Origin of the sequence: Lawsonibacter celer, assembly GCF_014281125.1 — a bacterium.
Taxonomy (GTDB): Bacteria; Bacillota; Clostridia; order Oscillospirales; family Oscillospiraceae; genus Lawsonibacter_B; species Lawsonibacter_B celer.
In genome coordinates this window covers 140,253-152,438 of the sequence record NZ_JACOEA010000007.1, presented here as the reverse complement: position 1 = coordinate 152,438, position 12,186 = coordinate 140,253, and the positions used below count along the sequence as shown (strand labels likewise).

12 protein-coding genes are annotated in these 12,186 nt (G+C 59.7%); 3 read left to right on the top strand and 9 right to left on the bottom strand.

Translation table 11 applies throughout. From position 1 onward, the window contains the following. From H9Q75_RS11430 to H9Q75_RS11390, 9 genes are all read right to left on the bottom strand, one after another. On the bottom strand, nucleotides 1-375 hold a 375-nt coding region (locus H9Q75_RS11430; protein ID WP_186567208.1), incomplete at its 3' end, for an enoyl-CoA hydratase-related protein. 38 nt (nucleotides 376-413) lie between these two features. Next, nucleotides 414-1,418: an electron transfer flavoprotein subunit alpha/FixB family protein gene (locus tag H9Q75_RS11425; protein ID WP_186567206.1), complete on the bottom strand. Its 1,005-nt coding sequence runs from the start codon at nucleotides 1,416-1,418 to the stop codon at nucleotides 414-416. Between the two features lie 16 nt (nucleotides 1,419-1,434). After that, a complete protein-coding gene (locus H9Q75_RS11420; RefSeq protein WP_186567204.1) occupies nucleotides 1,435-2,238 on the bottom strand; it encodes an electron transfer flavoprotein subunit beta/FixA family protein in 804 nt (267 codons plus the stop codon). A gap of 44 nt (nucleotides 2,239-2,282) precedes the next feature. Further along, nucleotides 2,283-3,479 (bottom strand): thiolase family protein, encoded by a 1,197-nt coding sequence (locus tag H9Q75_RS11415; RefSeq protein WP_186567202.1) that lies wholly within the window; start codon nucleotides 3,477-3,479, stop codon nucleotides 2,283-2,285. A 39-nt stretch (nucleotides 3,480-3,518) separates the two neighbouring features. Next, a complete protein-coding gene (locus H9Q75_RS11410) occupies nucleotides 3,519-5,072 on the bottom strand; it encodes an acyl CoA:acetate/3-ketoacid CoA transferase (protein WP_186567200.1) in 1,554 nt (517 codons plus the stop codon). A gap of 38 nt (nucleotides 5,073-5,110) precedes the next feature. After that, nucleotides 5,111-5,392, bottom strand: coding sequence for a NifU family protein (locus H9Q75_RS11405; RefSeq protein ID WP_186567198.1), 282 nt, complete (start codon nucleotides 5,390-5,392; stop codon nucleotides 5,111-5,113). Between the two features lie 92 nt (nucleotides 5,393-5,484). Then, entirely contained in the window at nucleotides 5,485-5,781 is a 297-nt protein-coding gene (locus H9Q75_RS11400) for a hypothetical protein (protein ID WP_186567196.1), read from the bottom strand. Between the two features lie 13 nt (nucleotides 5,782-5,794). Further along, nucleotides 5,795-7,252: a 4-hydroxyphenylacetate 3-hydroxylase family protein gene (locus H9Q75_RS11395; RefSeq protein WP_186567194.1), complete on the bottom strand. Its 1,458-nt coding sequence runs from the start codon at nucleotides 7,250-7,252 to the stop codon at nucleotides 5,795-5,797. Nucleotides 7,253-7,383: 131 nt separating this feature from the next. Continuing rightward, a complete protein-coding gene (locus H9Q75_RS11390) occupies nucleotides 7,384-8,763 on the bottom strand; it encodes a sigma-54 interaction domain-containing protein (RefSeq protein ID WP_186567192.1) in 1,380 nt (459 codons plus the stop codon). Between the two features lie 386 nt (nucleotides 8,764-9,149). Between H9Q75_RS11390 and H9Q75_RS11385 the strand changes: the two genes are divergently transcribed. From H9Q75_RS11385 to H9Q75_RS11375, 3 genes are read left to right on the top strand one after another with little or no spacing between them, the layout of a single operon-like run. Next, on the top strand, nucleotides 9,150-10,283 hold the full coding sequence (locus H9Q75_RS11385) for an acyl-CoA dehydrogenase family protein (RefSeq protein ID WP_186567190.1): 1,134 nt from the start codon (nucleotides 9,150-9,152) through the stop codon (nucleotides 10,281-10,283). A 54-nt stretch (nucleotides 10,284-10,337) separates the two neighbouring features. Then, nucleotides 10,338-10,550: a hypothetical protein gene (locus tag H9Q75_RS11380; protein WP_186567188.1), complete on the top strand. Its 213-nt coding sequence runs from the start codon at nucleotides 10,338-10,340 to the stop codon at nucleotides 10,548-10,550. 44 nt (nucleotides 10,551-10,594) lie between these two features. Continuing rightward, nucleotides 10,595-12,175 (top strand): sodium:solute symporter family protein, encoded by a 1,581-nt coding sequence (locus H9Q75_RS11375; protein WP_243200804.1) that lies wholly within the window; start codon nucleotides 10,595-10,597, stop codon nucleotides 12,173-12,175. The last annotated feature ends 11 nt before the right edge of the window (nucleotides 12,176-12,186 follow it).

Genomic DNA, 12,186 nt, shown 5'->3' with positions numbered 1-12,186 from the left:
GGCCTTCTCAGAGGCCAGCCGGATGTCGCAGGACATGGCCAGCTCGCAGCCGCCGCCCAGGGCAAAGCCGTTCACCGCCGCAATCACGGGCTTGCTCATATTCTCCAGCTTGAGGAACAATTCGCCGCCGTAGACCCCCCACTGCTTCCCCTCATAGGAGGAGTAGGAGATCATCTGTCCAATGTCGGCGCCGGCCACAAAAGAGCGCCCCGCGCCTGTCAGAATGATTACATCAATTCCACTGTCCTGGGCGGCGGCGTCAATGGCCGTCTCCAGATCCTGAAGCACTGCGCTGTTAAGGGCGTTGAGGGCCTCCGGACGGTTGATGGTGATAATTCCCACGCGGCCTTGCCGTTCCAGATTGACGAATACCATAGGATTGCCTCCTTCTGTGTGGTGAGGACCTTGTCCCGTCAGGCTCTAGCCTTTTTAATCTCCTGGACAAGGACGGGGATGACTTCGAAGAGGTTGCCGACGAGCCCGTAGTCGGCCACGTCGAAAATGGGGGCGTCCGGGTCCTTATTGATGGCGACGACCACGTCGGAGCCGGACATACCGGCCAGATGCTGAATGGCGCCGGAGATGCCGCAGGCGATGTAAAGTTTGGGCCCCACGGTCTTGCCGGTCTGGCCGACCTGGTGGGCGTGTGGGATCCAGCCGGAGTCTACAGCCGCGCGGGAGGCGCCCACGGTGGCGCCCAGGACTTCGGCCAGCTCCCGGATGGGGGCAAAGCCCTCGGGGCCGCCCACGCCGCGGCCGCCGGAGACGATGATTTCAGCGCCCTCCAGGTCCACCTTCTCGCTGCCCAGCTCCTCAATCAGCTCCAGCACCTGGGTGCGGATCTGTTCGGCGGGGACGCGGATGTCCTCCCTGATGATCTCGGCCGTGCCCTCCCCGGGGGCGCTCTTTTTGAACACGCCGGGGCGGACGGTGCCGATCTGGGGCCGGTGGTCGGGGCAGAGGATGGTGGCCATCAGGTTGCCGCCGAAGGCGGGGCGGGTCCAGGCCACGTTGCCGCTCTCCGCGTCGATGTCCAGGGCGGTGCAGTCGGCGGTCAGGCCGGTGTGCAGGCGGCAGGAGACGCGGGGGCCCAGGTCGCGGCCGTTGTTGGTGGCGCCGATGAGCATGCTGGTGGGGCCGTACTTCTCCACCAGGGCGCACAGGGCGATGGCGTAGGCGTCGGTGGTGTAGTGCTGATATTCGGGGCCGTCCACCACGATAATCTTCTCCGCGCCGTGGGCGTTGGCGGCGTCCACTGCCGCGTCCACGCCGCGGCCGATGACTACCGCCGCCAGGGCGCCGCCCTGCTTGGCCGCCATCTCTTTGCCGGGGGTGAGCAGCTCCAGACCCACGTTCTTGGCGCTGCCGTCCTCATTGGTCTCTACAAATACCCAAAGGTCTTTCGTCTTGGCTTCCATGTCCGTTCTCCCTCCCTCAGATGACGCCGGCTTCGCTCAGAACGCTGAACAGCTTTCGGGCGGAGTCCTCGTTGGTGGCTTCCTGAATCTTGATGCCCCCCTGCTTCTTTTGGGGCACAAACGTCTTCTTTACATGGGTGGGAGAGCCCTTCAGGCCGATGCGGGCCGTGTCGATCTCCGGGAACGCGTCGTCCCCCAGCACGGGGATCTCCGCCTTGTTGGCCGCCATTTTCCGCTTGATGGACGGGTAGCGGGGGTCCCACGCGGGCTTGGTGAAGGTCACCAGGCAGGGCAGGCGGATGCCGATGATCTCCGCACCCTCCTCCACTTCCTTCTTCACCTTCAGCATGTCGCCGTCCAGCTCCGCCTCCAGACCATAGGTCACCTGGGGCAGACCCAGGTGCTCCGCCAGCTCGGGGCCCACCTGCGCCGTGTCCCCGTCAATGGCCTGCTTGCCGCAGAAGATGGCGTCAAACTTGCCCTCCTGCTCCTCAATTTTCTTCACCGCGTTGGAGAGAATGTAGCTGGTGGCCAGGGTGTCCGACCCGCCGAAGGTCCGCCCGGACACCAGGTACGCCCTGTCCGCCGCGATGGCCAGCGCTTCCTTCAGCACCGCGCTGGCCTGGGGCGGGCCCATGCTCACCACTACGATCTTTGTATCCGGATTTTTATCCTTGATCCGCGCCGCCGCCTCCAGCGCGTACCCGTCAAACGGGTTGAGGATGCTTGGCACCCCGTCCCGGATCAGTGTGTTCTTCACCGGATCGATCCGGATCTCCGTCGTGTCCGGCACTTGTTTGATGCAGATTAAGATGTTCATACAAATCCTCACTTTCTTTTATCGCGGGCTGGGATTCAGGCGGCCTAGACCGCTTCCCACAGGGAGGCCATGGCGGGGCCGCCGCCCACGCACAGGGAGGCGCAGCCGATTTTGTGACCTGCCCGCTTCATCTCGTAGAGCAGGGTGACGATGATGCGCAGGGCGGTGCAGCCCACCGGGTGCCCCAGGGAGATGCCGGAGCCGTTGACATTGACCTTGCCGCGGTCCAGCCTGATGCCGAAGTCCTGCTCCAGCTTGCGCTCCACGCCGATAAACTGGGCGGCAAAAGCCTCGTTGATCTCCCAGTAGTCCACATCGTCCGCAGTCATACCGACTGCTTTCAGACATTTGGGAATGGCCACCGCCGGACCCAGTCCCATGACCTCGGCCTCCACGCCCTCGCCGCAGATGTACAGCATCCTGGCCATGGGCGGAATGCCCAGCGCGTCGGCCTTCTCCCGGGACATGACCACCACGGCGGCGGCCGCGTCGTTGATGCCGGAGGCGTTGGCCGCGGTAACCACGCCATCCTTGATAAAGGCGGGGGGCAGCTTGGCCATGCTCTCCAGGCTGGCGCCGCGGATGGGGTGCTCATCGGTGTCCACCACGGTGACGCCCCGCTTCGTCTTGATCTCCACCGGGATGATCTCTTCCTTGAATTTGCCCTCGTCAATGGCCCGGCAGGCCCGGTTGTGGCTCAGCAGGGCCAGCTCGTCGCACTCCTGGCGGGTGATGCCGTAGCGCTTGGCCACGTTCTCCGCGGTCACGCCCATGTGGCCGCCGGACAATTCGTCCACCAGGCCGTCGTGGAGCATGGAGTCCTCGATGGTGCCGGGGCCCATGCGGTAGCCCTGGCGGGCCTTGGGCAGCAGGTAGGGGGCGTTGGTCATGCTCTCCACGCCCACGGCCAGGGCGATCTCCGTCTTGCCCAGGGCGATGTCGTTGCACACCACCTCCAGCGCGCGCATGCCGGAGGCGCAGTTCTGGTTCAGGCTGACCGCGTTGCTGGAGGCGGGCAGGCCGATGCGCATGCTTACCTGCCGGGCGGGCAGGGAGCCCTGCATGGCGGTGTAGAGCTGACCCATGGCGATCTCCTCCACTTGGTCGGGGGAGAGGCCGGCGCGGCGGATGGCCTCCTTGCCGGCCAGAATGGCCAGCTCCCGGGCGCTGACCTGGGCCAGGGCGCCGTTGAATTTTCCGATAGGGGTGCGGCATGCGCTGACAATGACAACGTCTTTCATATCATATCGTTTCCTTTCTCGAAAATGTAGAAATTTTGGTCAGATGGTCAGACCCATTTTGGCGTCTGTGAAAATGCGGGGGTCCATGAGACCCAGATTCTTCGAGAGAATGGGCTCAAAGCCCATCTGGTCCAGCACATCCTTCTGCAGGTTGATGCCGGGGGCCACCTCGGTGAGCATCAGGCCCTCCCGGGTGAGCTTAAACACGGCTCGCTCGGTCACATAGGTCACGTCCTGACCGATGGAGGAGCCGTACTCGCCGCTGTAAGTCACCTGCTGCACCTGGGAGACGAATTTACGGTTGCGCCCCTCCTTCAGAATGTGGAGCGCGCCGCCGCCGATTTCCACCTCCAGACCGCCCGCAGTGAAGGAGCCGCAGAAGACCGCCTTGTGGGTGTTCTGGGAGATGTTGATAAAACCGCCGCAGCCAGGGTTCTTGGGACCGAAACGGCCAACGTTGATGTCGCCCTTGGCATTGACCTCAGCTAAGCCCAATACCGTCATATCCAGACCGCCGCCGTCGTAGAAGTCAAACATGGTGCGCATGTCCAGCACGCCCTGGGCATTTTGGCCTGCGCCGAAGGCGCCGCCTCCACAGGGAACGCCGCCGAGAATACCACTCTCGGTGGTCAGGGTCAGCTGGTCGCCGAAGCCCTCCTCAGCAGCCACCACCGCTACGCCCTCAGGCACACCGATCCCCAGGTTGACCACGGCATTGGGGCTGAGTTCCATGGCGGCCCGGCGGGCCATGACCTTACGTACGTCCAGGGGCAGAGGGGGAATGGAATCCACTGGAACGTTGATGTGGCCGGACATGCTGGGGTCGTAGAAACAGGTTTTGACCTGCCGGTGCTCATCCATAGGATTGGGGGAGATCACCACAGCGTCCACAAAGGTGCCGGGGATCTCTACCTGGTCGGCGGTCAGGCTTCCAGAACGGATGGTGTGCTTGACCTGGAAAATGACTTTGCCGCCGCAGGCCTTGACAGCCATGGCGATGGAGAGCAGATCCAGACGGACCGGCTCATGCTCAAGGGTGATATTGCCATCCTCATCGGCGGCGGTGCCCCGGAGGATCGCGATATCAAACTTGGGCGTGGGATACCAGAGCCATTCCTCACCTTGGAACTTTACGACCTGGACCAGGTCCTCCGTGGTGACGGCGTTGATCCGACCGCCCTCCAGACGGGGATCCACAAAAGTCTTCAGGCCCACCTTAGTCATCTCGCCGGAGCGTTGCTGGATGGCGTTCCGGAACAGGGCCGCCATCACGCCCAGCGGATAGTTGTAGGCCATGCACTTATTGTCTGCCATGTATTTACCCAGCGCGGGCGTAAGACCGAAATGTCCGCCGATTACCTTGCCCAGAAGTCCGTCCTTGGCCAGGTGGTCATAGCCTAAGCCGGCCCCATCGCCCTGACTGGCGCAAAACACGCCGGTGAGATTTTTGGGATGACCTGTTTTCTCATAACGCTCACCTAGGGCTTTTAAAATGGATTCAGCAGTCCCGGCCATCACAAAGCCGGAAGAGGCGATCACGGCGTTATCCTGGATGAGATCCAGCGCGGTGTCCATACTCACGATTTTGCTCATAAATACACTCCTTTCCTGTTATAAGAACCTGCAGGGGTCTATGTCTGCGCCTGGTCGCGCAGCAGCTGCCTGGCATATTGATAAAAGTCCCTGTCATAGGTGTCCAGCACAACGTGCTCCACACCAGGCACATGCTCCCGCAGGGGCTTTTCCAGCACCGCTTCCACCGTGTAGTAGGCGGAGGCACAACCAGCACACTGGCCCAGAAGACGGACATAAACGGTGTCCCCCTCGATGCGGGTTACTTCCACCTCACCGCAGTGTTCCCGCAGGGCTGGACGGGCGTATTGGTCTAGGGCCCGCTCAATCGATTCCCGCATGATAATATCTCCTTCCCTTGACTGTTGCAAAAGGCGGAGGAACCGCCCGCTGACAATTCCTCCGCCCTGGTTGCGTTTGACGCCGCCCCGACTCAGCCGGATCCGCTCACTTCTTGAATTCGCCTGAGGATGCTGCTGCACAGCTCCTCGGGAGGGGTGGGCCAATGATCGACTGTGCCGGGGGAGACCCAGATTACCGGCCCCTGAAAGGTGGGACGGCTGGCACATTCGGCCTGACAGGCGTTAAGGATCAACAGCACGTCTGCCTCCGGGTCTTGGACAAAATAGTGGAAGCCCAGTTCGGGTGCCTGGAGGCGAAGTGCCTCACACAGCTGCACCATATCCATGCGGGGGGCACAGTGGCCGCAGAACTTTACGCCTACTCTCAATGCAGGGGCCTTCTTACTTTGTATACTTGCTGGGGTCCACGCCGGCGATCTTCATGGCTGCCTTCTTCTTGTTCTCCAGGCCGGAGAGCTTGGAGTACATAATCTTCTGAGCCTGAGGAGAACCTGCGCCGTGCATGGATTCCACCAGCGCCACGCCGCCGGTCATCACTTCCAGCAGGCGGATCATCCTCATGCGGTCTTCAGTGGGCACAGAGGCTACGCCGCGCATGTACTTCTCTACATACTTGCCGATCTCGGGGCTGCGGAAATCTTCCTCGGAGGGCAGGGTAGCCAGGATGCCGCCGCCCACGTCCTGAGCCAGCCGGTCGATTTCGTAAATGATCTTGGTGATGTTGTGCTTGCCAACGTTGGCCAGCAGCGGATCCACATAGTAGTTGCCCGCGGCGGTGGGCTTACCCTCAGCAGAGCAGGCGATAGCGCAGCAGTAGACCGTCTCGGCCAGGTGAATCATCTCGTTGAGCTTATCCTTGATGTGAGTGGCCTTTCCGTAGCCGCTCATGTCGGCCACAGTGGCAGCCGCGCCAATGACGATGTCGGACACACCGCCCTTGCAGGCGCCGTAGTTCTGGCGGTGATAGCAGGCAAAACGCTCTACCAGCATGCCGGAAAACTGATACTCGCCGCACATAAATACGTTGTCCCAAGGAACAAATACGTCTTCCAGAATGGTTAGGCACTCGCCGCCGACTACGCCGTAGCGGGCGTTGCCCTGGTCGATCTCGCCGCCCATCTTGCGGTCGTCATTGGTTTGACGGCCAAAGATATGGAACACGCCGGGGGCATCCACAGGCAGGGCGCAGCAGACTGCGTAGTCCTTGTCCTCTTCGCCGTAGCCGGAGGTGGGCATGATGAGCATCTCGTGGGAGTTGACCATGCCGGTCATATGGGCCTTGGCGCCGCGGAGATAGATGCCCTTGTCGTCCTTCTTGACCACATGCACGAACATGTCGGGGTCCGCCTGCTGGGAGGGGCGCAGGCTGCGGTCGCCCTTGGGGTCGGTCATGGCGCCGGCCACCATCAGGTCCTCCTCCTGCCAGCGCAGCAGGTACTTCTTCAGCCGCTCATGGTAGTTGGTGCCCAGCTTCTGGTCCATCTCGAAGGTAACGCTGTATACCGCGTTGACCGCGTCGAATCCCACACATCTTTGGTAACATGTGCCAGTATTGAGGGAGATCATACGAAGCATCTTGACTTTTTTAACCAAATCATCTACACTCTGGTGGATATGGGTAAAACGGTTGATCTTCTTTCCGGTCAGGTGGGAAGTAGCGGTCATCAGGTCCTCAAACTGGGGATCCTGCGCCAGTTCATAGGTCATGGCGGCAGAGTTGACATGACCCTTGATAAAGGGGTGGTCGATCACGTCCTTGCTGTCCAGGAGCTGTCCCTTGATGTACACCTTGATGTTGCGGGTGCGCAGGCTGTCCCTATACTCTTGTCCTGTTTTCATGATGTTACCTCCATTTTGTTTTTTGGAAAGTTGGTTTACCGGTCTGCCTAAGAGATAAGCAAATCGTGTGCCAACCCACAAAAATTGGGAGCCCCGGCATCCGCCGAAGCTCCCGTTTTCCCTGTTCGCTTTTATCGCGCCGGCAGGGTAATGGCTGCCTGACTGCGGTATTTTTCCAGCTTGCGGTACAGCACGGATTTGTGCAGGCGCAGCTTTCCGGCCGCCTTGGAGACGCTGCCGCCGCAGGCATCCAAGGTCTCCAGAATCAGCTGCTTTTCATAGGCCTCCACGGCGTCGTGCAGGGAGGAGCCCTCCTGTGCCGGCTCCGGACCTGTACGGCCCGGAGCCGCTGGCCCCGCCAGCGGCTCAGATCCGGCTGAGGGCAGAACGTTATACCCGCTTTCGAAATCCAGAATGTCCGTGGAGGAGGTGATAAACAGCCGCTCAATGACGTTGCGTAGCTCCCGGACATTGCCCGGCCAGCGGTAATGTTCCAGCCATTTAATGGCCGAATAAGACAGTATTTTGGTCTTATTATACTTTTTATTAAACAAATTGAGAAAGAAACGGGCCAGCGGCACGATGTCGTCCCTCCGCTCCCGCAGGGGCGGGATCTCTACGGAGAGAATGTTCAGACGGTAGTAGAGATCGCTGCGGAACAGCCCTTGGGCGCACATTTCCTCCAGATTTCGGTTGGTGGCCGCCACCAGCCGGAAGTTCACCTTTTTGCTGCTCTCCGAGCCCAGCCGGGTCACCTCACCCGTTTCAATGACCCGAAGGAACTTTGCCTGGATCAGGATGGGCATTTCCCCAATCTCATCCAGAAAGATGGTGCCGCCGTCGGCCAGTTCAAATACGCCGGCCTTGCCGTCACGGTTGGCGCCGGTAAAGGCCCCCTTGGCGTAGCCGAAAAACTCTGATTCCATCAGGCTTTCCGGGATGGCCGCACAGTTGACCGGGACAAAGACTCCGCCGCTGCGAGCGCTCTGGTTGTGGATGTATTTGGCCAGGACCTCCTTGCCCGTACCGGTCTCTCCGGTGAGCAGAACCGTGCTGTCCATGGCGGCAATCCGGCTTAAAAAGGTCAGAATGCTCTTCATGGCCGCGCTCTCCGCAATGACCACAGTGTTGGCCGACACCTGGGCGGACAGCAGGTCCAGAAGCTGGGTGGATTTGATCCGCGACTCCATCATCTCACGGGTGACCAGCTCGGTAATCTGCTCATTAAAGCTGATGGCTACTACCAGCGCCACCTCGCCGTCCTCGTCCAGGACCGGGTTTGAGACCGTCAGAATGGGAACCTTCATCTTGCCCTGGACGTATTTAATGCTCAGCTGCTTGGTTTCAAAGGCCTGGATGCTGGCTGAGTTGAGGATATAACCCTCCTCCGCCAAATCCATCAGATTTGCGCCGTCCAACCGTTCGGCCGGGATATTCAGCGCCGAACAGACCACGTCATTGTAGTACACTACATTGCGGTCCCGGTCACAAATCAACAGGGTCCCCTTCATATGGTTTAAAGCCTTCCGCAAATTTTCAAAACCAAATTCTTCACACCTCACGCGGGGGTCTCCTCTCCGGTCAAAAAATCGTCTCATTTTTGCGATAAGTCGCAAAAATGAGAATTTAAAATTGTCTCGATTTTGCGATTTCAAATCTAATTATAGGCAAAATAACTGGAATAGTCAAGGGACAACTTTCTTTGTTTTGGGTAATTTGCTCGCATGTGCCGACAATATTTGCAAAAAAGCGACTTGTGGTCAAAGCCTTTCAGGAGAAGCGGTATCCCGCACCGGCGGGGATAACCGGCGGGAAAACTTGGTACGGAACTTGCATTTAAGCTGTGTGAATGCATGCATCGCACGCTGGAACCAAATTGAAAAATGGAGGAGATCATATGGGTTATCTGCTTAACGAAGACCAACAGGCCATTGTCAGCTCCGTCAAAGACTTCATGGAGAAAGAGGTGGCCCCCATCTGCGCGGAATGCGACCGCACGGGCGAGCTGCCCATGGCGGCCTATGACATGGCGCTGGAGATGGGCCTGCACAGCATGGAAATTCCCGAGGAGTTCGGCGGAGGCGGCGTGGACTATATGACCGTGGCGGCCGCCTGTGAAGAGATGGGAAAGGTGGACGCCGGCTTCGCCACTACCATGGGCGCCACCGGTCTGGCGATCAAGCCGGTTCTGCTGGCCGGCACCGACGCCCAGAAGCAGATGTATGCCGACATCCTGGGGCAGAAAAAGTTTGCGGCCTTCTGCCTGACCGAACCCATGGCCGGCTCGGACGCGGGCGCCTGTGCGGCTACCGCCGTCCGTGACGGGGACGAGTACATCATCAACGGCTCCAAGTGCTTTATCACCAACGGCGGCATCGCGGACGTGTATGTGGTCTTCGCCTCGGTGGACCGCTCCAAGGGCCTGAAGGGCCTGACCGCCTTTATTGTGGAGCGCAACCGTCCCGGCGTGAGTACCGGCAAAGAGGAGGATAAGTTCGGAATCCGCCTGTCCAACACCTGCGATGTGATCTTTGAAGACGTGCGCGTGCCTGCGAGCAACCGCCTAGGGGAAGAGGGCGAGGGCTTTAAGATTGCCATGCGCACCCTGGACCTGTCCCGTCCGTTCATCGGCGCCATCGCCGTGGGTATCTCCCAGCGCGCGCTGGACGAGGCTGTGGCCTACTCCAAGACCCGGGTGACCTTCGGCAAGCCCATCGCTAAGCAGCAGGCCCTCCAGTTTATGATGGCGGACATGGATATGCAGACTGAGGCCGCCCGGCAGACCGTGATTTACTGCATCAACCGCATTATGGCCGGCCTGCCCTACTCCCGCGAGGCCGCCATCTGCAAGTGCTTTGCCGGCGACACTGCGGTCAAGTCCGCGCTGGATGCCATTCAGATCCTGGGCGGCTACGGCTATTCCCGGGAGTACCCGGTGGAGAAGCTCCTCCGTGACGCCAAGATATTCCAGATCTTCGAGGGCACCAATCAGATCCAGCGGGTGGTAATCGCCGGGCAGCTGCTGAAATAAGCGTGGCCCCATCCCCCTGCATTCCGGCGAATTCGAGTTTAAGGAGGATGTATCATGAAACAGAGCAAAACCGGCACAATCCTGTTTGTTATCGTGAATATTATATTCTTTGCGTTCAACTTCGTGGTGATTCCCATCCTGCCCAATCCCATTCTCTTTGGGTGGCTGAGTCTGCACTATCTGCTGTTCTTTGGCACGGCCCCAATCGGTTCCATTATCTGGGGTATTTATTTTATCCGCTTTTTTGCCCGCCAAAAGGACCTCTAATCCCCTGCGGCGTTTGAATCAATCACAGAGGAGGTATTACGCAAATGAATATGTACGCTGTATTATGTATCGCGTTCTGCGGTGTCTACGGCATTTTTATGGTGGTCCAGGGCCTCGCGAACTATCGGAAAACCAGCGGATCCACAGAGACCTTCTACAATGCCGACCGCGGCGTGAGCACCTTTATGCTGGTCTGCTCCACCGCCGTGTCGGTGTTCAGCGGCCTGGCGTTCTATGGCTGGCCCTCCTCGTCCTATAAGCTGGGCGTGGGCTATATCTCCGGTATGGGCGCCTTCTGTGTGGGCCTGGAGTTCTGTGTGATCGGCTATCGACTGTGGCTGCTGGGCAAGGAATACGGATTTACCACGCCCATTGACTTCCTGCGCAGCCGCTATTATTCCGAGGGCTACGGCGTGTTCTGCGCCGTGCTGATGGTGGCCATGATTGTCCCCTATGTGGCCCTCCAGCTTATCACCATCGGCGACGGTATGAACGTGTCCACCAAGGGGTTCGCGCCCTATATGCTGGTGGTGCTTTTCGCCTGCGCCATCATCTGCTTCCACGTGTTCGGCGGAGGCATGAAGGCGGTGGCCTGGATGGACACTTTCAATTTCATCCTGGGCGTGGGCACCCTGTGGGTACTGGTTGTGGTCCTAGTGGTGCGCAACTTTGACGGCGGCATGGTCGCGGTCTTTAACGCACTGAAGGACGACCCGGTATCCTACGCTAACCTGGGCGCGCCCGGCGCCACCGGCTACTTCAATATCGCGGGCGTCATCAACCAGGCGCTCACCGCCTCAGTCGCCACCATCGTGTGGCCCCATATTTACTCCCGCTGCTACATCGCCAAGAGCAAGAAGAACTTTGAGGTCATGGCGTGGGGTCTGCCCATTGGCTATCTAATGGTGTTCAGTGGCCTGATTCTCATCGGCACCTACATTGCCCCCGCCCTGCTGGGCTCCGGCTTCACCCAGGCCGACTCCATCGTGCCCTACCTGGCCACTAACTTCGCGCCTCCCATCATCAGTTCCGTGGCCATGCTGTGCCTGTTCGCCTTCGCTATCTCCACCGGCGAGTCCATGCTTCTCTCCGGCACCGCCATGGTGACCAAGGACTTGTTCATCCGTCACCGCTTCCTGCTCAAGGGCAAGGACGTGGACGAGAAGAAGGCGGTCCGCTGGACCCGCTACGTGGTCATTATCATGATGATCGCCATGCTCATTATCGTCTGGTTCCGTCCTGCCGCCATTGTGGATTACGCCTATAAGCTCTCCTCCCCCTACTTTGGCATGGTCATGCCCGCCACCATCGGCGGCCTGTTCTGGAAAAAGGGAACCAAGCAGGGCGCTTGGGCCGGTACCATCTCCGGCTGTATCGTGGTTACCATCGGCACCTTCTTCATCACCAGCCTGCCTCTGGGTCTGTCTGCGTTCTCTTGGGGCCTGATTGTCAATGCTGTTCTCTACATTGTGGTCAGCCTGGCCACCAAATGCCCGGATGAAATTGTCGACAAGTACATCACCCGCGTGGAGAACTACATCAGCGCCGGCACTGACGTGAATGTGATCGTGGGCAACACCATCCTCGCCTCCACCTTCCGTCCCGAGCAGCTCGCGGCCAAATAAGAAAAAGGAAG